The following is a 21,214-nucleotide window of genomic DNA, read 5'->3' as shown; positions in this document are numbered from 1 at the left end:
TTCAGAGCGCGTATTTCAGCTCGATGCCGATGTAGTCGCTGTCGTGGCCGCCGGCGCGGCGCAGCGTGTCGCCGATCTCATAGTGCACGGCTTCCAACGCGCCTGTGAGGTTGGCGTTGAAGCGATAGTCGGCGCGCAGCTGCGCATAGGCGCCGGACCACGAGCTGCCCTGCCCCGCGGTGCCGGCGACCGCGACATTGGGCTGGACGTAGATCGCGTCCGCATTGGTCGCGCGCCATTGCAGGCCGATCGCGGCCATGAATGAGAGATCTGTCATGGGCTTCACCGTCAGCGACGGTTTGAGGTGAATCAGGTTGGTGTAGCCGGTGAAGCCGGCCAGCGTGAAGTAGTAGCCGTTCGGGAACAGCGGATTGAAGGTCTCGATTTTGCCGTCACCGGGATGGCGGTCGCCGGAGGCGCCGTCGAGCTGAAGGCAGATGCGCGGCTGCCAGGCGACGTCGGCGAAGGTGTAGCCGGCGCGCGCGCCGGCGCCCCAGGCGCGGATCTGCTTCGCCCCGACCGAACCCGCCTGCCCCATCGCCTCGAGATCCCAGTCGAAGCCGGCGAGCTTGCCGGCGAAGCGGATGTCCAGCACGTGGCGCTGCTCGAGGCCTGCGGCATCGAGGAAGCGCGCATCGTCACGCTGATAGTAGGAATAATACGACGACAGCTCGTTGGTGCCGAGCACCTGGCGCTCGACGCGGAAGGTGTGGAAGAGGAACGATCCGTTCGACGTGTCGTCGAACGGGCGCACCAGCTTGTATTGCACCGGCTGGCTGACGAAGCCGATGAAGCGCCACGGGCCGCTCTCCCAGTCGGCCCACAGCGCGTCGAAGGACTGGCGCACGTTCGGCCCGTCGCGCGAAGAGACGAAGCGCTGCAGGTCGAAGTCGAAATCCTGCCGCCCGACCCGTGCCTTGAACGTGCCCTGCTCCGTCGCGTTGACGTAGGCGAGGAAAGCCAGCCGGAGATCGAGCGGGTTCTGGTCGACCGACGTGATGGTGGCCTTGCCGAAGGCTCTCGCGTCCTCGAGCTGGACGAAGGCCTGCCAATGCTCGTCGAAATGCGCGTCGGCATGGATCTGCAGCCGCTGCAACACGTGCTGATCGGGCTTGGCGCCGCCGATGCCGAAGCTCGCCGCGTCCAGGCTCTCGAACCGCTCGCGCAGGGTCATGCCGAACGAGACATAGCTCTGCGGCACGCCGGCCTGCAGCGGAATGTACTTGATCGGATCGAACGGCTCCGTGCGCAGCGCCGGATTGGCGAGGACGGACCAGTCCTCCTGCCAGCGATTGGTGCGAATGGCGGGACGGGCGTCCTCGGCGGCGGCCAGGCCGCACGACACCGCGACCATCGCAAGCGCCGCGGCCGTCCTCGTCAGTGCCCCAGCCATCCGCACGCGCCTCTCCATCCGCCGATGGCGCTACTTTACCAGCGCATGGATTTCCGCGACATAGCCGCCGGGAAACTGCACCAGCGCCTGCTCGCGCTTGTCCGCCGTGAACGGCTCGACCAGCACGGTCGCGCCCGAAGCCTTGGCCTTGTCGAGCGTGGCCTTGAGGTCGGCGACCTCATAGCCGGTCATCTCGCGGCCGAACGGATATGGCAGATGGCCATCGGTGACGAGCACGGTCATGCGGCCGAACACCGACTCGATGCGGATGCGCCGGTAGCGGTCGTTGGGCCGGCCGATCTCGACGCCCGGCGCCTTGGCCTCGTCGGAGATCACCTTGCCCTTTGAGAACCGCAGGAAGGCGCGGGTAAACGCCTCGGCGCGATCGGCCGAGACATAGACGCGGTTCTCCGGAACCTTCTCGAACGCGGCGTAGGACGGCTTGGTCGTGTGCCAGTAGAGCTGCATGTTGACGCCGCCCGGCCACTGGATCACGGCATCGCGGCCGATCGGATCGGGAAACGGCGAGACGACGACGTCGGCGCCGGCGGCCCTGGCGGCCTTGATGGCGGCGTCCATGTCGGTGACGAGATAGCCCGTGCGCTCTGCGCCGAACGGATACGGGATCGGAGTCTTGAAGCCGAACAGCGACACCGTGCCGACCGGCGTCTGCAGCAGCTGCGAGGTCGTGCTGCTCGGCGTCGGCGTCACCGTCGCGACGACCTGCTTGGTGCTCTGGCCGCCGAAGGTGGCGAGGAAGCTCGTGACGAACTTCTCGACGTCGTCGGGCGCGACATAGACATGCGTCGTGTCGTATTGCGCGCCGACGCCCACGAGCCGCGCGGTGTCCTTGGCGAATGCGGGAGCGCCGAACAAGGCGGTGGCAACGAGTACGCCGAGCAGATGACGGGAGCGGATCATGACAACCTCAGACAAATGGAGACCGGATCAGGCGCGGCGCGCGCGCCAGGACATGATGGAGACGAGCACGAGACCGGCGATCAGGCCGAGATGCTCGAAGAAGGAATTGAGCGCCATGAAGCGGTCATGGCCCTCCATGTGCCAGAAGTCGTTGGCGGTGAGCATGGCGACGAAGGTGAGCACGCCGAGCGCACCGGCGCCGAGCCAGGCGAAGCGGTTGACCACGACGAGCAGCGAGCCGATCAGCTCGACGGCGATTGCAGCGACCGCCCACAGCGCCGCCGGCTGCAGGCCGAAATGGGCCTGCTCGGCGACGGCACCGGGAAAATCCATCAGCTTCTGGACGCCGCCGATCACATAGGCCGAGACGAGCGCGAGCCGCGCCGCGGGCCAGAGCCACGGCCAGGCGAGCACCGCTGCGACCGGCCGCGGCGTGTCCGGGATCACGGCCATCACACCGCCCAGCAGGCGCAGCCGAGCGCGCCCCAGAAGCTCTTGAGGTCGGCGATCGGCAACTGGCTCGACCAGGACCGTGCATGGTCGTGGCCGTGGACGCCGCAGGCATTGGCGCAGCCGCACATCTGCATCGCCTGGGCACGCACCGCGCCGGTCTCATCCTTCGCGAGCCACGCGCCGTAACCGCCGAAGCGGCGCACCGGCGACCAGTCCGGCATCGCCGGCGGCGGCGCGGAGTCGTCCAGCATCTTGAAATCTGACGCCGCATAGACGACGCGGCCGCCGACCATGGTGAGATCGCTGGTGATGTCGGCGATCTCGGCCTCGGGACACGAGAAGAAGTCGCGGTCCGGCACAATCAGATCGGCGAACTGGCCGACCTCGATGCGGCCCTTGCGGCCCTCTTCATTGGAGAACCAGGTGACGTTCTCGGTCCACATCCGCAAAGCGGTCTCGCGATCGAGGCAGTTGCGCTGGGGATACAGCCGCAGGCCGCCGACGGTGCGGCCGGTGACCAGCCAGGACAGCGAGACCCAGGGATTGTAGGAGGCAACGCGCGTCGCATCGGTGCCGGCGGAGACCTTGACGCCCTTGTCGAGGATCTTCTTCACCGGCGGCGTCGCCTCGGCCGCGCCAAAGCCGTAGCGCTCGACGAAGTACTCGCCCTGATAGGCCATGCGGTGCTGCACGGCGATGCCGCCGCCGAGCGCGGCGATGCGGTCGATCGACTGGTCCGAGATCGTTTCGGCATGATCGAAGAACCAGTTGAGACCCTCGAGCGGCGTATCCTGGTTGACCTTCTCGAACACGTCGAGCGCGCGCGAGATGGTCTCGTCATAGGTGGCGTGCAGCCGCCACGGCCATTTGTTCTGGACGAGAATGCGCACCACCTCTTCGAGCTCGCCTTCCATCTCGGCCGGCATGTCCGGCCGCGGTACGCGAAAATCCTCGAAATCGGCGGCCGAGAACACCAGCATCTCGCCGGCGCCGTTGTGGCGGAAATAGTCGTTGCCCTGCTTGTAGGTCGAGCTTTGCGTCCAGCGCAGGAAATCGTCCTTCTCGCCCTTTGGCTTCTGCGTGAACAGATTGTAGGCGAGCCGGATCGTGAGCTGGCCGTCATCGGCCAGCTTCTGGATCACGGCATAGTCGTCCGGATAGTTCTGGAAGCCGCCGCCCGCGTCGATCGCGCCCGTGACGCCGAGGCGGTTCAATTCGCGCATGAAGTGCCGGGTGGAATTGAGCTGATAGTCAAACGGCAGTTTCGGTCCCTTGGCGAGCGTCGCATAGAGTATGGCGGCGTTCGGCTTGGCGAGCAGCAGACCGGTCGGATTGCCCTCGGCATCACGCGCGATCTCGCCGCCGGGCGGTTGCGGCGTGTGCTTGTCGTAGCCGACGGCGCGCAGCGCGGCGCCGTTGAGAATCGCACGATCATAGAGATGCAGCAGGAACACCGGGGTGTCGGGCGCGACGGCGTTGAGTTCGTCGATGGTCGGCAGCCGCTTCTCGGCGAACTGATGCTCGGTGAAGCCGCCGACCACGCGCACCCATTGCGGCGGCGGCGTGATGGCGACCTGGGCCTTGAGCATCGCCATCGCGTCCGCGAGCGAGCGCACACCGTCCCAGCGCAGCTCCATGTTGAAGTTGAGTCCGCCGCGGATGATGTGCAGGTGATTGTCGATCAGGCCAGGCAGCACGCGACGGCCCTTGAGATCGATGACCTTCGTCCTGGGGCCGGCGAGCTTCATCACGTCCTGCTCGTGGCCGACCGCGGTGAACACGCCGTCCTTGATCGCGACCGCGCTCGCCGCGGGATTGGAGCGATCGAGCGTCGTGAACAGGCCGCGATGCAGGATGAGGTCGGGATGATCGGTCATGAGGTCTTCTCGTCCCGCGCCGGAGCGATGGTTGTGTCTGCCCGTCCGTGATGGCCGGGCAGCAGGCCGAAGATGTGCGTGGCGCAGGCCGCCTTCTGCCACGCGGCAGCAAGCGTGGTGCCGTTCAGGAGCTGCCTGCCCACGGGGATCACCTGCTCTCCGACGAGAATGCCGAGCAGGCCGACCAGCGCCACCAATGGCGGCGCCGGCGAGCGGACCTGAAGCAGGCTGTAGATCACGCCGACCAAAAGCCCTGCCCCGAGCGAGAACAGATAGATCTTCATCGTTCGTCCCAGGGCTACTTTGCGCCGCCTTCCGAGGCGTGCTCGCCGAGCGCCCATTTCGAGAAGCGGATCTGGATGCCGTAGGGCGAATGCGCCTTCAGGATCTCCATCATGCCGTCATAGGTCTCGGCCCGTGCCCAGTCCTGCTGCAGCTCGAAGGCGAACTGGCACGAGGTGATCGGCACCGCGCCGGCCTGCACCGCGCGATCCATCGCCCGGTTGTGCGCTTCGAGCGACAGGTCGCCGCAGGCATCGGCCGGGATATAGATCTCATAGCCTTCGCGCAGCATGTCGAGCGTCGGGAACAGCACACAGGCCTCGGTCCAGAGTCCCGCGATGATGAACTTCTTGCGGCCGGTGGCGGCGACCTGCTTGCGGAAGCCGGCATCGAGCCAGGAGTTCATCGCCGTGCGGTCGACGATGTCGTGCTCCGGAAACAGCTCGGTCACTTCCGGCATGAAGGGACCGGAGAACGAGTCCTTGGCGACCGTGGTGAGCACCGTCGGAATCTTGAACAGCTTGGCCGCCTTGGCGACGATCTGGATGTTGTTGAACACGCCGAGGCGATCATGCGACTGCACGCCCTGATACATCGCGGGCTGATAGTCGATCAGCGCCACGGCGCAGTTCTGCGGGGTCAGCATTTCGAGCTTGGACACGAGGTTCTCCTTGAAAGACCGAACGGATCAGGTGAGCGAAGCTCGCGGCGCCAGCGCGGTGGGTGCGAAACGCCGCCACGAGAAGACACCGAAAGCAATGAACAGAGCGAGCGTGACGAGCTGAGCTGCCGCGAACGGCGGCTCGCTCTGCGTCGGCGCCAGCGCATTGAGCACGCCGATCTTCTGGAACGACTGCACGATCGCGACGAAGACGTTGAGATAGAGCGAGAGCAGCGCGGTGACGACATAGACCCGTCGCCACCATCCCGACAGCCCGAACGCATAGAGAGCGGCGCTGGCCGCAATCAGCAGCGCGAGCAGGATGATGCCGATCATGCGCGGCGGGTCGAGACCGAACGGCGGCAGCGGAAAGCCGGTCACGCCGGTGAGGAAGGTCGTCACCAGGAACAGCGCCGCCCAGGCCGCCAGATGGCGGCCTGCCAGCATGCCGGCGAGCGTCACGAGCCCGGTCGCGATTCCAATCAGGCTCAGCACCACGTGGATCTGAAGAAACAGGGCCGTCGGAATTCCCCAGGTCATGCAAGCCTCCCCTGATCAGCTCTTGATGAAGGACAGCAGATCGGCGTTGATGGTCTCGGCTTCCGTGGTCGGCATGCCGTGCGGAAAGCCCTTGTAGGTCTTCAGCACGCCGTTCTTCAGCAGCCTGGCCGACAGCGGCGCGGAATCCGCGTAGGGCACGATCTGGTCGTCCTCGCTGTGCATGACCAGCACCGGCAAGGTGATCGTCTTGAGATCCTCGGTGAAGTCGGTCTGCGAGAAGGCGACGACGCCGTCGTAATGCGCCTTGGCGCTGCCCATCATGCCCTGGCGCCACCAGTTCTGGATCACGGCCTCGGACGGCTTGGCGCCAGGCTTGTTGTAGCCGTAGAACGGCCCAGCGGCGACGTCGCGATAGAATTCCGCGCGGCGCGTGGCGACCTGGGTCTGGAAGTCGTCGAACACGGATTTCGGCAGTCCGCCCGGATTCGCCGCGGTCTGCACCATCAGCGGCGGCACCGCGGCGATGATCGCAGCCTTGGCCGCGCGGCTCTCGCCATGGCGCGCGAGGTAGTGCACGACCTCACCGCCGCCGGTCGAATGGCCGACATGGATCGCGCTGTTGAGATCGAGATGTGCGGTCAGTGCCGCGAGATCGTCGGCATAGTGGTCCATGTCGTGGCCGTCGGCGACCTGCGCCGAGCGGCCATGGCCGCGGCGATCGTGGGCGATGACGCGAAAGCCGTGATTGAGGAAGAACAGCATCTGCGCATCCCAATCATCGGCTGACAGCGGCCAGCCATGGCTGAACACGATCGGCTGGCCGGAGCCCCAATCCTTGTAGTAAATCTCTGTGCCGTCATTGGTTTTCAGAACGGGCATGATTTCTCCTGCGCGCCAGCCATGCGGTCGCACCACCGATTTTGGTATCGCGATCGCCAATATCAGGTGCTATGCAGTCTCATGTGCATCTGCACAATGACCCGAGGATACCAAAGCACTGGCTCCAGAAGGCCAAGGGATGGCTCAGCAGATTCGAACCACATCGTCGTCCTGGATGCGCGGCGTTGCGACGACGCTGAACGAGCAAGGTCTGGATGCCGCCGCGCTGTTCGCCGAGGTCGGTCTGTCGATCGACGATCTCGACGATTGCGACCGCCGCTGGCCGACCGAGGCATTGAGCCGGTTGTGGGTGCTGGCGGCCGAGCGTTCGGGCAATCCGGACATCGGGCTGGCAAAGCTCGATGCGCCGCGACCTGACAACTATGGCGTCGCCGGCTACGCCATGATGTCGAGCCCCACTCTTCTCGCCGGGCTGATGCGCCTGATCCGCTACATGTGCCTGGTGAGCGACGCGGTGACCATCACGCTCGAGCCGGGTCATGGCGGTCGCTGGATACGAACCGACGTGTTCGGCGGTGAATGCCCGATTCCGCGGCAGCGTTATGACTACGGCGTCGTCAATCTGCTCAATCTATGCCGGTGGATGCTGGATCGTCCGCTGACGCCGCTCGCGACGCGTTTCTCGCATGCGGTGCCGCTGTCGATCGCGTGCTACAACAGGGCGTTCCAATCCCCGCTCGAATTCGATGCGCCGTTCAACGGCTTCCTGGTGTCGGATCAGGATCTCGCCTGCAAGCTGACGACCTCGGCGCCCGAGCTTTCGGCAATCCACGATCGGATCGCCGACGAGGCGCTGGAGCGCCTGGTCAAGGCCGACACCGCGCATCGCGCCCGCACCGCGATCGCCAGGCTGCTGCCCGACGGCAGCCCGCTGCGCTCGGCCATCGCAGCCGAGCTCGGCTTGAGCGACCGCACCTTCCAGCGCCGGCTCGCCGATGAAGGCCTCTCCTTCAGCGACCTCGTCGACGATGTCAGGCGCGAGCTGGCCCAGCGCCATCTCTCCGATTTCCGCATGACGCTCACCGACATCGGCTATCTGCTGGGCTATGCCGACCAGAGCACCTTCTTCCGCGCGTCAAATCGTTGGTTCGGCGAATCGCCAGGCGAATACCGCTCGCGCGTGATGAGGGGCGTGCGTCGGGAAATCGCGCTCGCGCGCGGACCATGATCCGCCGGCGGGAGAGGCCTTCAGACGCGTTCTTCAGAACATCCCATTGGGATTGGCCGACTGCTCGGGAATGGGCTGAACCGAATCCCAGTGCTCCTCGATCTTGCCGTCCTTGAGACGGAAGATGTCGACGATGGCGTTGCCGCGGGTGCCGGGCTCGCGGATGGCGTGAACGCGCAGCACGACGAAGTCGCCGTCGACATGCACCTGCGTGATCCTGCTGTGCGACTGTGGAAACTTGGCCTTCAGAAATTCGATGAACTTGCGAAATCCCTCAGGGCCATCCTCGGCATTCGGATTGTGCTGGATGTAGGTGCCGAGATATTTCGACGCCGCCTCGAAATCCTTGCGATTGAGGCCCTGCTCATAGAAGTCGAGCACGATCGCCTTGTTGCGTTCCTCCTGGGCGGAATAGGCCCGCTGGGCCAGCACCGGTGTCGCCACCGCGGCGAACAGCACCGCAGCCACCGCCGCGAAACGCGTCATCATTCCGTCATCTCCTGCGGAGCGCAGGCATGATGCAGCCGTTGTCCGCCCCAGCTATTTCGGCTGCCGCCAGCTAAGCTGAGTTGCCACGGGAAGTGACCTCAAAGATGTGTGACCTCAATAATAGCGGTGGAGATGATGCACCGGGCCGTGGCCGTGTCCGACCGTGAAGCGATCGGCCGCCGCGATCGCGCCGGAGATGAAGGCCTTGGCGTTGCGCACGGCCGCCTCGAGGCTCTCCCCCTTCGCCAGCCCTGCGGCCACGGCCGACGACAGCGAACAGCCCGTGCCGTGGGTGTTCTTCGTGTCGATGCGCGGCGACGGCAACGGGATGCTGGTCGCTGATGTGATCAGGTAATCGGTGCTGTCGGCGCCCTGCCCGTGACCGCCCTTGATCAGTACGGCCGGACAGCCGAGCGCGAGCAGCCGGCGGCCTTGCGCCGCGATCGCCTCGTCCGTATCAGCGACCGGCTCGTCGAGCAGCGCGGCCGCCTCGGGCAGGTTCGGCGTGATCAGCGTCGCCTGGGGGATCAGCCGGCGGCGCAGCGCGTCGATCGCATCCTCCGGCAACAGCCGCGCGCCCGAGGTCGCGACCATCACGGGATCGAGCACGACATGCCGCGGCCGCCAGCGCGCAAGGCTTGCCGCGATGGCGTCGGCGATCGGCGCCTGCGCCACCATGCCGATCTTGACCGCGCCGACGGCGAGGTCATCGAACACCGCATCAATCTGCGCCGTGACGAAATCGGGCGGCACCAGATGCACCCCGGTCACGCCCCTGGTGTTCTGGGCGGTCAGCGCCGTCAGCACCGAGGCGCCGTAGACGCCGAGCGCCGCGAAGGTCTTGAGGTCGGCCTGGATACCGGCTCCCCCGGAGGAATCCGAACCGGCGATGGTGAGTGCGACGGGGGTGCTCATGCCCCTTCCTAGCGCGGGCCGGCCGCGCCCGGCAAGCAGGCCCGGTCGCCGGAGAAAGCGTATCGACTTCGCCGGAAAACGCTATATTGAGGCGAAAGATGCCTTCCGGAGACAGCCCGCAATGGTTCCCTTCTTCGTCCAGATCAAGTGCAAGCTCGGCCAGTCCTACACGGTCGCCAATGCGCTGGCGGAAGCCGAGATCGCCTCCGAGATCTACTCGACGGCGGGAAATTACGACCTGCTGGTGAAGTTCTACGTCGACAATGACACCGACATCGGCCACTTCGTGAACGAGAAGGTCCAGGTCCTGCCCGGCATTCAGGACACCCACACCATCATCACGTTCAAGGCCTTCGGCGCCACCTAGCGACGCGCTCGTCCCGACCGGGCGCGGCCTGCCCGTCGGCCGCCTGCCCCACGACAAAGGCGCCCGTCGTGACCGACGGGCGCCGAGGTCCTGAAAATGGGTCAAGCATGGTTTCGTCATGAAAGACGGTGGCGGCCGGAGACCGTTGTCCGCCAATTCGCGCCAGTGGGCCGGAAAGCCGGACCTTTCGATCGTGAGGGGCAATGGGGGACCGTCGAACGGCCCGGCTTTCCCTTTCGGCAACTCGGCGATAGGCGTTCTATAGCGGGTGCGCGGAGCACCCGGTCAAGGCGAGCAACCGATCCGATACGGTCGATCAAGAGGTTGAGACGAAAACTCAAGAATGACTGCGGCGCCGTGTGAAGAGTGAGATCAAAGCCGTTTCGTCCCTGCTGCCGAGCTACGGCTTTTGCGCCGAGCAGATGGACACCGAGGCGAACATCGCGGCGTGGCGCGAGGCCACTTCGACGTTTTTCGAGGTCGACGAACTCGCGGCCGGCGAGGCCGCTCCGTTCAGGGCGGACGTGCTGTCCTACGCGCTGGGCTCCGTGCTGCTCGGATCGGCCCGGGCGAGCGGCCAGCGGTTCCGCCGATCGGCCGAGACCATTGCCCGCAGCGGCGTCGACCACATCATCCTGCAGCTCTACGTGAGCGGCAGCTATGAGGGGGTCGCGGCGGCCGCGCCGATCCGGGTCGAGGCCGGCGACCTCTGCGTGCTCGATCTCGCCCAGACACTCGAAACGCGCGCGACGCCGTTCGAGAACATTACCTTGGTCGTTCCCCGTCCGATGTTCGATGCGCGCCTGCTGCAGGTCGACGACCTGCACGGCCTGGTGCTGCCGCGCAGCGGCGCGCTGGCGCCGCTGCTGGCGCGGCATTTCGGCGCACTGCTCGACTGTGCGCCGCGCATGAGTTTCGACGAGTGCCAGGCCGCGGTCGAGGGCACGATCGCGCTGATCTCGGCCTGCCTGCGCGGCGAGCTCGAACGCCGCGATGCCGACCGCAGCGTGACGCCGGATGCTTCGCTGCTCCGCATCCGCCAATACATCGAGGCGCAGCTGTCGAGCCCCGAGCTCAGCGCCGACGCGGTGGCGCTGCATTTCGGGATGTCGCGCGCGTCGCTCTATCGCCTGTTCGCGCCGATCGGCGGCATCGCCGACTACATCCGCAGCCGCCGCCTGCATCGCGCGTTCTTCGATCTCGCCGGGACCGGGTCGCGGACACAGCGCATCAGCGAGGTGGCGCGGCGCTGGCAGCTCGGCACCGATGCCCATTTCACGCGGCTGTTCAAGACCGCCTACGGCATCACGCCGAGCGCCGCGCGCGAGGCCGCCATGCTGGGCCTGGCACGCCTGCCGGTCGACGCAGATGCCGAAGCCGCCTCGCCGCTCAGCCGTTGGATGCGAGGGATAGCAGCGCCCCGGACCGGGGAATGAGCGCGACGACGGCCGCCGAGCGCGGATCGTCGTCCTCGGATGCGTCGTCCTCGGATGCGTCTTCGGCCGGCTGCGGCTCGTCGGCCTCGGATGCAGCGCGGGCGATCTCCAGATGCTGCTCAAGCTGCTCAACCGGCATCGGCCGGCCCAGCAGATAACCTTGCGCGAAGTTGACGCCGAGCGAGCGCAGTTGCACCAGCTGCTCTTCGGTCTCGACGCCTTCGGCGGTGATCTGGATGCCGAGCCCCCGCGCCAGCGTCACGACCGATGAGATAACGGCGGCACTTTCGTCGCGCACGCTCAGATTGGCGACGAAGGACTTGTCGATCTTGATCTTGTTGAACGGGAACGCCGTCAACGAACGCAGCGACGAATAGCCGGTGCCGAAATCGTCGAGCGCCAGAGAGATGCCGAGGCCCTTCAGCCGATCGATGAAGCTCTCGTTCTCGGCCGCGCGCTCCAGCAGCACCGACTCCGTGATCTCGATCTCGAGACGCTTCGGATCGAGGCCCGACCGCGCGAGCGCCGACTGGATCACGTCGAACAGCTCGGCCTGCTTGAACTGGACCGGCGACAGATTGACGGCGATCTTGACGTCGTCGGGCCATGCGGTGGCGTCGTCGCAGGCGCGCCCGATGATCCATTCGCCGAGCGGCACGATCAGGCCGGTCGACTCCGCAAGCGGGATGAACTTGTCCGGCGGCACCAGCCCCTTGACCGGATGGCGCCAGCGCACCAGCGCCTCGACGCCGCACCGCTCGCGCGTCTCGGCGTCGTAGAACGGCTGATAGTGCACCTCGAACTGGCACTGCGCGATGGCGTCGCGCAGATCGCCCTCGAGCGTGTTGCGCGCCTCGAGCTCGGCCGACATCGCGTCGTCATAGAGCGTGTAGCAGCTGCGGCCGGCGGATTTCGAGCGGTAGAGCGCGAGGTCGGCCTTCTTGAGCAGGTGCTCCTGGTCGCGGCCGTGCTGGGGCGCGAGCGAGATGCCGATGCTGGTGCCGATCTCGACGCGCTGTCCGCCGAGCTGGTACGGCTCCGCGATCAGCCGGGTGATGCGCTGCGCGAGCTCGATCGCGGCGGCGCGCTGGTCGGAGGCGCCGGCCTGGATCAGGGCGAACTCGTCGCCGCCGAGCCGGGCCAGCACGTCCTCGTCGCGCAACTGCGATCTCAGCCGCTGTGCCACCTGCACCAGCAGCTCGTCGCCGGCGCCATGGCCGAGCGAATCGTTGACGTTCTTGAAGCGGTCGAGGTCGAGCAGGAAGACGGTGAAGCGGCCGCTCTTCTCGTCGTTGATGCGCTCCATTTCCTCGAGGAAGAAGGCGCGGTTCGCAAGGCCGGTCAGCGCGTCGGTCTGCGCCAGCTCGAGCACGCGGCGATTGGCGAGGGCGAGCTGCAGGGCGTTACGGCTCGACAGCGCGAGATACACGGCAAGGAAGATCGTCGTCGCCATGCCGGCCGCATACAGCGCCAGCGCGCGATTGTGGCTCGCCATCAGGCTGCCACCGGCGGGCGCCGCCTGGAACACCCAGTCGGCATCGCCGATGCGCAAGGTCGTCGACCAGATGCTGGGGTCCGCGGGCCAGCGCTGCGGGTCCACGCCGGAGGCATTGATCACGCGCTCGGGCGGCAGCAGGTTGATCGCGAGCGCCGGACTGTTGGGATTGTTCGCGCGCACCGACTGCAACAGCGTCGGCAGGTCGAACACGCCGATGATGAAGCCAGAGAGATTGCGCCGGCGGTCGGCGACAGTCGTGCGCGACGTCCCCTTGGCGTAGACGGGGATGCCGATCATCACGGCGTTGTTGCGCTCGTTCTGATTGATCAGGTTCTGACGCGTGCGCAACGCGCCGATCACGTCGTAGTCGCGCGACTGCTCCAGCACGGCGCGATGGTCGGGAATGCTCCAATAGTCGAGACCGTAGACCGGCGAGGTCTTCGCCTCGGTGGAGAAGTAGACCGGATAGTATTCGTCGCTCTCCGGCGCGACGGTGCCGTCGGGATAGGACTTGATGCGAAACGCGGGAACGCCGTCGGTGATCGCCGCCGCCTCGTATTCGCCGCGCTCCTTGCGCTTGATCCGCGGCAGCCACGCCAGCCGCAGCATGCCGCGATGCGACTCGAACAGGCGCGCGCTGAAGGTCTGGTACTCGCTGCGCGTAATGTCGTCGTTGGCGGATTCGAAGCGGGTGCGCAGCGCGGTCAGCCGGCTGACATATTCGTTGACGCCGTTCTGGACCAGGATCGCCTGGGCTTCGGCCAAGCCTTCGAAATCGGTGCGCGCCAGCCGGTTCTCCCAGCGTCCCACGGCAACCGTCCCGACGACCGACAGCACGACGCCGACGCATGCCGCGATGATCGCAGGGCGATAAAGGCGGTATCGCGATAACGACGCGCGCAGCCTCTCGCGCCCGCTACCGCTGCGAGCATCATCCTTTTCCTGCAGCGTCGGTGCGCTGTACTCTTCAACCTGCAATATGGCCCCCGCCAAACGGCTGCCCCTCACCACGATGCGGCCGATGCTGGCCGCGGTAAGTTAAGGACGGTCAAAGATGATCCGTTGTGGCGTACCAGAAACCGGGGCTTGGTTAACGGCTGACTGTTGAGGGCCGCCCAAAACGCGATCAAGCGCGGGCTACGTCTTTAGCGAGGTCTTCATTCAACACGCCTAGACTGAGTTGTCATCAAGTGTACCCCGTGCATCGAAGATCGCAATGAACTGGTTTTCAAGCCTTCGGATCTCCTTCATTCTCATCTTGATCGCCGGCGTGCTCCCGCTGGGGTCTGCGCGCGCCGACGAGCTCGGCGTCACCAACGACACCATCATGTTCGGCCAGGTGGCGGCGCTGGAAGGCCCGTCGGCCGCGCTGGGCCAGGCGGCGCGCCAGGGACTGCTGGCGGCCTTCAACGAGCTCAACGCCAAGGGCGGCGTCTACGGACGCAGGCTCAAGCTGTTGAGCCGCAATGACGGCTACGACCCCGATCGCTCGGTCGTCGAGACCATCAAGCTGATCTACGAGGACAAGGTGTTCGCGCTGATCGGCGCCGTCGGCACGCCGACCGCGATGGCCACTGCGCCGATCGCGGCCTCCAACGACGTCCCCTTCATCGGGCCGATCTCCGGCGCCGAATTCCTGCGGACGCCTGAATTCCAGAACATCGTGAACATCCGCGCGAGCTACGCGGCGGAGGCGGAAGCCTCGATCAAGTATCTCACCGAAGAGCTTCACCTGACCCGCATCGCGATCTTCTATCAGGATGACGCGTTCGGCCGCGACGTACTGGCCGGCGTGAAGACGCATCTCGATCGCCGCGGCCTCGAGCTCGCGGCCGAAGGCACGTTCGAGCGCAACACGCGCGCTGTCGGCGCGGCGCTCAAGGTCATTCGGCGCGCGGAGCCTGAAGCGGTGATCCTGGTCGGCACCTACGGCCCGTGCGCCGAGTTCATCAAGATGGCGCATCGCAGCGGCTTCAATCCGACCTTTACGGCGGTCTCCTTCGTCGGCGGCAACGCGCTCGCCAAGGAGCTCGGCCCGGAAGGCCGCGGCGTCGTCGTCTCCGAGGTGGTGCCGTTTCCGTGGGACACCGACCTCCGCATCGTCGCCGACTATCAGGCCGCGATGAAGACGCTCGATCCGAGCCAGACGCCGGACTTCATCGGCCTCGAGGGCTACATCACCGGCCGACTGGTGGCGCGCGCCCTGGCGATGACCGGGCCGAACCCGACCCGAGCCGAGCTGCTCCGCATCATCAACGAGGTCGGCCAGTTCGACATCGGCGGGCTGGTGGTCAGCTTCGGCAACGCGCGCAAGGAGAATCCACCGCCGGTGTCGCTGACGGTGATCCAGAGCGACGGCAGCTTCAAGCCGATCTGACCTGAGCGCGCGCGCCCGCCGAACTGATCAGCTTGCCGGCTTCTTCGGCTTCGGCGGGCCTTCCACCGGCGGCAGCGATTTCAGATAGACCGCCATCGCCTTGCGATCCTCGGGCGAGAGCTGCGAGGTGTTGCGGATCACCCGCGCCATCGAGCCGCCGACGTTGTCGCCGTCGGGCAGTTGTCCGGTCTCGAGGAAATAGCTGATGTCGCTCTCGTTCCAGTCCGACAGGCCCTTCTGGGTGATGTTCGGCACGAAGCCCTGACCTTCCGGCTCTGGCCCACCCGCCAGCCGCTGCGCCGAGACGATGCCGCCGAGCGCATTGCGCGGGCTGTGGCACTCGGCGCAATGGCCGAAGGTGCTGACCAGATAGGCGCCGCGATTCCACTCCGCCGGGCGCGAGGCGTTGGCGGCAAAGGGCTTGCCGTCGAAGAACAGCAGCTTCCAGACCCCGACGGTGCGACGGATGTTGAACGGAAATGGCATGTCGTGCGCGCGCGAGGCGCCCGCAACCGGCGGCAGCGTCTTCATGTAGGCGAAGAGATCGCGGACGTCGTCGATCTTCGCAGCCGCGTAGGAGGGATAGGGAAACGCCGGGTAGTAGTGGCTGCCGCCCGGCGACACGCCCCTCACCACCGCATTGACGAACTCGGCCTCGCTCCAGCGCCCGATACCGTCAGTGGGATCGGGCGAGATGTTGGGCGCATAGAACGTCCCGAACGGCGAGCTCAGCGGCAGGCCGCCGCCGAGCTTCAGCCGGTCCGGCTGGTTCGGCACGGCGTGACAGGACGCGCAGCCACCGATGTTGAACATCTCCTGCCCGTTGGCGAGATCCGGCGCGCGCGTCGCCGCTGCGAGCGTGATCGTCGACGGCTGGGTCAACCACCAGAACACCGTCAGGCCGGCGGCGCCGAGCACGCAGAGAGCAAGCAGGAGGCGGCGTAGCATGGTGGCTCCGTCACAGCAGGAGGAGATCGTCGGCCCGGCGATCATTACCGGAGCTCGGCGGCGCCGTGATACGTCAGGACGCCCGCACGGCGCAAACAAACGGGGGCGGACGCAATGTCGCGTCCGCCCCCGTGGATGGCAGGTCAGATCAACTGTTCTTGAGACGGAAGGTCTCGTGGCAACCGCCACATTCCTTGCCGATGCCCGGCGCGGTCGCCTTCAGACTGTCGAGATCCTTGATCTTCGCCTTGGCCTCGGTGACGACCTTCGCGAAGCTGTCGATCTTGGCCTTGAAGCCGGCCTGGTCTTCCCAGATCTTCGGCGACGGACCGTAGTCGCCTTCGAACTTGGCGCCCTTCAGGCTCGCCGGATACATCGTCGGCAGCTTCTTGGCGGTGTCCTCGAGCTGGGCCAGAGCGGCATTGACGGCGGCCTGGTCATACGGCTTCTCGCCCTTGACCATCGCGATCAGGACACCGCCGAGGTTCTTGGCGTTGGCCTTCATCGTGTCCTGGCTATGCTTGACCAGATCCTGCTGTGCCATCACGGCGCCGGCCCCTAGCAGCAAAGCTGCGACAGCCACGACAGTCCGCTTCATCAATTCGCTCCTTTGTTGTCACAATCCCGTCCAGCCCACCCGGACGGGGTCGCTCGGTTGGTCAACCCCTCAGCCGGCGGATTATTCCGGAATTGAGGCGGATATCGGAGGAGATCCGGAGGGAGAGTACTCAGAGACTATGACGGCGATGCTGCTCCCGGATCGCGATCCAGACGCGCTCCGGGGTCGCCGGCATGTCGATGTGATCGATCTTGTACTCACGCCAGAGGGCTTCGACGATCGCATTGACGACGGCCGGACAGGAGCCGATCGCCCCCGCTTCGCCGGCGCCCTTGACGCCCATCGGATTGGTCTTGCAGGGCACGTTGTGGGTCTCGAAGGTAAAGGACGGCGCGTCGGCGGCGCGCGGCAGCGCGTAGTCCATGAAGCTGCCGGTGACGAGCTGGGCGTCGGAGTTGCTGTAGACCACCTGCTCCATCAGCGCCTGGCCGATGCCCTGCACCGCACCGCCATGCACTTGGCCGGCCAGCAGCAGCGGATTCAGCGTCACGCCGAAATCGTCGACGATGACGTAGTTGACGATCCTGATGATGCCGGTGGCAGGATCGATCTCGACCTCGGCCACGTGGGTGCCGTTCGGATAGGTGCCGTCGGCGCTGGCGAAGGTGGCGCTGCCCTTGAGCTTGTCAGGATCGACGCCGGGACGCTTGGCGAGGTCGGCAAACGAGATCGCGCGGTCGGTGCCGGCGACGCGGATCACGCCGTCGGCGATCTCAAGATCGCCGAGCCCGGCTTCGAGGGCTTCGGCCGCGATCTGCTTGAGCTTGTCGCCGAGCTCATGGGTGGCGCGCTGCACGCTGACGCCGCCGGAGGGGATCGAGGCCGAGCCGCCGGTGCCGAGGCCGGTCGCGATCTCGGCCGTGTCGCCCTGATGGATGTGCACGCGCTCCGGCGCCAGGCCGAATTGCTCGGCGACGATCTGGGCGTAGGCGGTCTGGTGGCCCTGCCCGCTCGACTGCGTGCCGATCAGGATGGTGACGTCACCGTTCGGGTCGAGCCGCACATTGGCGGTCTCCTCGCCCATGGTGCCGCAGACCTCGACATAGCTCGCGAGCCCGATGCCGCGAATGAGACCGTGCTTCTTGGCGGCCTTGGCGCGCTTCGAAAACTCCTTCCACTCGGCGATCTCCATGGCGCGCTTGAGGTGCGCGTTGAAATCGCCGGAATCATAGACCTTGCCGGTCGCGGTCTTGTAGGGCAGCGCGCGCGGCGGGATGAAGTTCTTGCGCCTGATCGCATCGACGGACATGTCGAGCTTGCGCGCGCAGGCGTCGACCAGACGCTCGATGACGTAGGCCGCCTCGGGACGGCCCGCGCCGCGATAGGCGTCGACCGGCACGGTGTGGGTGAAGATCGTGCGCACGCGGCAGTGGAAGGCCTGGATGTCGTAGAGGCCCGGCAGCATGCCGGCGCCGCCATGCGGGATATAGGGCGCGAAGGTCGACAGATAGGCGCCCATGTCGCCCATCAGGTCGACGTCCATCGCGAGGAACTTGCCGTCCTCGGCCAGCGCCATCTTCGCCGTGGTGACGTTGTCGCGGCCCTGCGCATCGCCCATGAAATGCTCGGAGCGGTCGGCGGCCCAGCGCACCGACTTGCGCAGCCGCTGCGCGGCGACCGCGACCAGCGCGTATTCCCGGTAGGGAAACAGTTTTGTGCCGAAGCCGCCGCCGACGTCGGGGCAGATCACCCGCATCTTCTCGGTCGGGATCTTCAGCACGTTCTGGCAGAGGATGTCGCGCAGGCGGTGGCTGCCCTGGCTGCCGGCCGTCAGGGTCAGATGGTCGCGCTTGGTGTCGTAGTCGCAGACCGCGGCGCGGGTCTCCATGAAGCTCGCCACCACGCGCGGATTGACGATGCGGATCTCGGCGACCGCATGCGCCTTCGCGAACGCCGCCTCGACCGCCGCCTTGTCGCCGATCCCGACATCGAACAGCACGTTGCCCTTGTGCTCGGCCCAGACCTGCGGCGCATCCGGCTTGATCGCGTTCACGACGCCGGTCACCGCCGGCAGCGTCGTCCACTCGACCTTGATCGCCTCCAGCGCATCGCGCGCGTGGTCGAGCGTGTCGGCGACGACGAAGGCGATGGCATCGCCGACGTGGCGCACCTCGTCCTTGGCGAGGATCGGATAAGGCGGCGCGGTGAACGGATCGGTCTCGAGATTGAACAGGCACGGCAGCCCGCCGAGCTCGGCGGTGTCCTCGGCGGTCAGGATCAGCGCCACGCCCGGCAACAGCCGCGCCTGGGTGACATCGATGGTGAATTTGGCATGGGCATGCGGCGAGCGCAGCACCAGGGCATGCAGGGCAGCGGATGGCGCCAGATCATCGGTGTAGCGGCCCTTGCCGCGAATCAGCGCGTCATCCTCTTTCCGGAGAACGCTTTGTCCCATACCGAACTTGATCGGAGCTGCCATCTGGTTTCACTTCCCACTGCATTGTCGCGACGATTGGCCAGCATATTGCAGCGGATCACGCCCTCGCGCAAACGGCATATGGCCGCTCCCCGAACACGCGCGGTCAACTCTCGGCAGGCATGCCAGCACGCCATGCTGCAGCGCAAACGTCAGCGCCGCACGAGGGCCTTCAGCCAGCGCGGACCGAACAGCACGAGGATGGCGCCCACGTAGATGACGGCGCCGACGATGATCAGCAGACCGAGAACGGCTTCGTCCTGCATGCGGCCGAGCGACGCGAGCCGGGTCGATGCCACCAGGGCCGTTGCCCACAACGCCGCCGCGAGCACCACGCCGGTCCCGGCGAACTTCAGCAGCGACGAGGTGAGCCGCCGATCGAAGTGCAGATAGCCCTTGTGCACGGCGAAGCCGAGCACCAGCAGCAGATTGATCCAGGCGCCGACGGCCGTCGCCAGCGCGAGTCCGACCTGCGCCAGCGAGCCCATCAGCAGCACCTTCAGCACGACGTTGGCGGTCAGCCCCGTCAGCGAGGCCTTCACCGGCGTCGCGGTGTCCTTGCGCGCGTAGAAGGTCGAGACCGCGCTGCGAATCATCACGAACGGGATCAGGCCCACGGCATAGGCGGCGAGCGTCGCCCCGGCCGCGGCGGCGTCGCCCTTGGTGAAGGCGCCGCGCGCGAACATCGCGCGGGTGATCACGTCGGGGACGGCGAGGAAGGCGGCGACGAACGGCACCGAGAACAACAGCGTGAACTCGAACGCCCGGCGCTGCTGCTCCATGGCGCCGTCGTGATCGTTCGCCGTGAGCCGCCGTGACATCTCCGGCAGCAGCACCGTCCCGATGGCGATGCCGATCACGCCGATCGGCAACTGGTTGAGGCGGTCGGCATAATACAGTGCCGAGATCGCGCCGGCGGGGAGGAACGTCGCGATGATGGTGTCGGCGAACATCGCGACCTGCGTGCCCATCGAGCCCAGCGTCGCCGGTCCCAGCGCCTTGAAGAACGCGCGGATGTCGTCGTCGAGCTTGAGCGGCGCAAACCGCGGCAGCCCGCCATGGCGGGCGAGATCGCCGGCGAGCAGGAAATATTGCAGGAAGCCGGAGATCAGCACGCCCCAGGCGGCGGCATGGCCGACACCGGGGAAGAACGCCGCCAGCGCCAGGGTCGCCATCATCGCGAGATTGAGGAAGATCGACGCCGCCGCGGCGCTGGCAAAACGCTGCATCACGTTGAGCATGCCCCCATACAGCGTCACCAGCGTGATCAGCAGCAGATACGGAAAGGTGATTCGCGTCAGCGTGATCGCAAGCTCGCGCTGCGCCGGATCGTCGGTGAAGCCCGGCGCCAGAATGGTCATCGCCTGCGGCATGAACGCCCAGGCGAGGATCAGCAGCACCACCTGCGACGCCAGCAGCAGCGTGAAGATGCGATCGGCAAACAGGCTCGCCGAGCCCGGCCCCTTCTCGCCATGGACATGCGCATAGGCCGGCACGAACGCCGCGTTGAACGCCCCCTCGGCAAAGATCGCCCGGAAATGGTTCGGCAGCCGGAACGCGATGAAGAACGCGTCGGCGACCGGCCCGGCGCCGAGAATCGCCGCCAGCATGATGTCGCGGGCAAAGCCGGTAAGGCGAGACAGCAGCGTATAGCCGCCGACCGTGAAGATACGTCCGAGCATGGGGGGCTTCTAGAGCATCGGGGCGGAAGTTTGAAGCGGGGAACGTGGCCTCCTTCTGCTTACGGCCAAAGTGTGGCGACTGGGCGCGCGGCCGCCTCCCCCACTTGCGAGCCGAGCCGGCACACATCGTCTCGGGCTTTCGCCGCGCCGCCCGGGAAGCCTCTCCCCGCTTGCGGCGGGGCGACTGCCTCCACGTATTGCGTCCGTCTGCTGCCACGTCGTCATGGCCGGGCCTGTCCCACGGCTGTCCGGTTCAGCTTCCGCATATTGCGAGGCTCAACTGTTGTGGGTTTTTGGCAAGTTGGGGTGGC

The 21,214-nt window shown here is 66.4% G+C and carries 19 protein-coding genes; 4 read left to right on the top strand and 15 right to left on the bottom strand.

The genetic code is table 11. The features are described 5' to 3' along the window. Position 1: 1 nt before the first annotated feature. Genes QX010_RS27480 through QX010_RS27445 form a run of 8 tightly spaced genes read right to left on the bottom strand, consistent with a single transcriptional unit; the run spans position 2 to position 6,967 of the window. Positions 2 to 1,411 carry an alginate export family protein gene (locus tag QX010_RS27480; RefSeq protein WP_316182949.1) on the bottom strand — a complete coding sequence of 470 codons (1,410 nt, stop codon included), beginning with the start codon at positions 1,409 to 1,411 and terminating at the stop codon, positions 2 to 4. 12 nt (positions 1,412 to 1,423) lie between these two features. Next, complete coding sequence (locus QX010_RS27475; protein ID WP_316182948.1) at positions 1,424 to 2,314, bottom strand: glyoxalase; 891 nt, start codon at positions 2,312 to 2,314, stop codon at positions 1,424 to 1,426. 27 nt (positions 2,315 to 2,341) lie between these two features. Then, positions 2,342 to 2,767 (bottom strand): DoxX family protein, encoded by a 426-nt coding sequence (locus tag QX010_RS27470; protein WP_315805331.1) that lies wholly within the window; start codon positions 2,765 to 2,767, stop codon positions 2,342 to 2,344. Beyond that, positions 2,767 to 4,644, bottom strand: a complete 1,878-nt coding sequence (locus tag QX010_RS27465) for an amidohydrolase (RefSeq protein WP_315805330.1) — start codon at positions 4,642 to 4,644, stop codon at positions 2,767 to 2,769. Before QX010_RS27465 ends, QX010_RS27470 begins: the two co-directional genes overlap by 1 nt. Next, positions 4,641 to 4,928, bottom strand: a complete 288-nt coding sequence (locus QX010_RS27460) for a XapX domain-containing protein (protein ID WP_315805329.1) — start codon at positions 4,926 to 4,928, stop codon at positions 4,641 to 4,643. Before QX010_RS27460 ends, QX010_RS27465 begins: the two co-directional genes overlap by 4 nt. Before the next feature lie 14 nt (positions 4,929 to 4,942). Further along, the gene (locus tag QX010_RS27455; protein ID WP_315712755.1) at positions 4,943 to 5,587 is read right to left on the bottom strand and encodes a hydrolase; all 645 of its coding nucleotides are present in this window, start codon (positions 5,585 to 5,587) and stop codon (positions 4,943 to 4,945) included. A 27-nt stretch (positions 5,588 to 5,614) separates the two neighbouring features. Then, on the bottom strand, positions 5,615 to 6,127 hold the full coding sequence (locus QX010_RS27450) for a hypothetical protein (protein ID WP_315805328.1): 513 nt from the start codon (positions 6,125 to 6,127) through the stop codon (positions 5,615 to 5,617). A 15-nt stretch (positions 6,128 to 6,142) separates the two neighbouring features. After that, positions 6,143 to 6,967, bottom strand: coding sequence for an alpha/beta hydrolase (locus QX010_RS27445; RefSeq protein ID WP_315805327.1), 825 nt, complete (start codon positions 6,965 to 6,967; stop codon positions 6,143 to 6,145). 139 nt (positions 6,968 to 7,106) lie between these two features. Between QX010_RS27445 and QX010_RS27440 the strand changes: the two genes are divergently transcribed. After that, positions 7,107 to 8,156, top strand: coding sequence for an AraC family transcriptional regulator (locus QX010_RS27440; RefSeq protein WP_316182947.1), 1,050 nt, complete (start codon positions 7,107 to 7,109; stop codon positions 8,154 to 8,156). A 33-nt stretch (positions 8,157 to 8,189) separates the two neighbouring features. Here QX010_RS27440 and QX010_RS27435 read toward each other — a convergent pair whose 3' ends face one another. Together QX010_RS27435 and thiD are read right to left on the bottom strand one after the other, a co-directional pair. Beyond that, complete coding sequence (locus QX010_RS27435) at positions 8,190 to 8,645, bottom strand: ester cyclase (protein WP_410051474.1); 456 nt, start codon at positions 8,643 to 8,645, stop codon at positions 8,190 to 8,192. Positions 8,646 to 8,759: 114 nt separating this feature from the next. Beyond that, the gene (thiD, locus tag QX010_RS27430) at positions 8,760 to 9,560 is read right to left on the bottom strand and encodes a bifunctional hydroxymethylpyrimidine kinase/phosphomethylpyrimidine kinase (protein WP_316182946.1); all 801 of its coding nucleotides are present in this window, start codon (positions 9,558 to 9,560) and stop codon (positions 8,760 to 8,762) included. A 121-nt stretch (positions 9,561 to 9,681) separates the two neighbouring features. Between thiD and QX010_RS27425 the strand changes: the two genes are divergently transcribed. Continuing rightward, positions 9,682 to 9,927, top strand: a complete 246-nt coding sequence (locus QX010_RS27425; protein ID WP_315805323.1) for an Lrp/AsnC ligand binding domain-containing protein — start codon at positions 9,682 to 9,684, stop codon at positions 9,925 to 9,927. 371 nt (positions 9,928 to 10,298) lie between these two features. Further along, entirely contained in the window at positions 10,299 to 11,363 is a 1,065-nt protein-coding gene (locus QX010_RS27420) for a helix-turn-helix domain-containing protein (RefSeq protein WP_316182993.1), read from the top strand. Here the strand turns inward: QX010_RS27420 and QX010_RS27415 are convergent. Next, positions 11,317 to 13,839 (bottom strand): EAL domain-containing protein, encoded by a 2,523-nt coding sequence (locus tag QX010_RS27415; protein ID WP_315805322.1) that lies wholly within the window; start codon positions 13,837 to 13,839, stop codon positions 11,317 to 11,319. The two genes, QX010_RS27420 and QX010_RS27415, sit on opposite strands and share 47 nt — an antisense overlap. Positions 13,840 to 14,077: 238 nt before the next feature. Between QX010_RS27415 and QX010_RS27410 the strand changes: the two genes are divergently transcribed. Beyond that, on the top strand, positions 14,078 to 15,238 hold the full coding sequence (locus QX010_RS27410) for an ABC transporter substrate-binding protein (protein WP_315805321.1): 1,161 nt from the start codon (positions 14,078 to 14,080) through the stop codon (positions 15,236 to 15,238). A 27-nt stretch (positions 15,239 to 15,265) separates the two neighbouring features. On the opposite strand, the gene QX010_RS27405 is transcribed toward QX010_RS27410, so the two are convergent. From QX010_RS27405 to murJ, 4 genes are all read right to left on the bottom strand, one after another. Then, positions 15,266 to 16,186, bottom strand: a complete 921-nt coding sequence (locus tag QX010_RS27405; protein ID WP_315805320.1) for a cytochrome c — start codon at positions 16,184 to 16,186, stop codon at positions 15,266 to 15,268. Between the two features lie 148 nt (positions 16,187 to 16,334). Then, positions 16,335 to 16,784 carry a cytochrome c gene (locus tag QX010_RS27400; protein ID WP_315805319.1) on the bottom strand — a complete coding sequence of 150 codons (450 nt, stop codon included), beginning with the start codon at positions 16,782 to 16,784 and terminating at the stop codon, positions 16,335 to 16,337. Between the two features lie 130 nt (positions 16,785 to 16,914). Further along, positions 16,915 to 19,224 carry a xanthine dehydrogenase family protein molybdopterin-binding subunit gene (locus QX010_RS27395; RefSeq protein WP_316182945.1) on the bottom strand — a complete coding sequence of 770 codons (2,310 nt, stop codon included), beginning with the start codon at positions 19,222 to 19,224 and terminating at the stop codon, positions 16,915 to 16,917. A gap of 149 nt (positions 19,225 to 19,373) precedes the next feature. After that, the gene (gene murJ, locus QX010_RS27390; RefSeq protein ID WP_316182944.1) at positions 19,374 to 20,903 is read right to left on the bottom strand and encodes a murein biosynthesis integral membrane protein MurJ; all 1,530 of its coding nucleotides are present in this window, start codon (positions 20,901 to 20,903) and stop codon (positions 19,374 to 19,376) included. Positions 20,904 to 21,214 lie beyond the last annotated feature (311 nt).

Source organism: Bradyrhizobium sp. SZCCHNRI1009, assembly GCF_032487575.1.
In the GTDB taxonomy this organism is placed as follows: Bacteria; Pseudomonadota; Alphaproteobacteria; order Rhizobiales; family Xanthobacteraceae; genus Bradyrhizobium.
The sequence above is the reverse complement of the archived record's forward strand: the minus strand, read 5'-3'. Positions and strand labels throughout refer to the sequence as shown.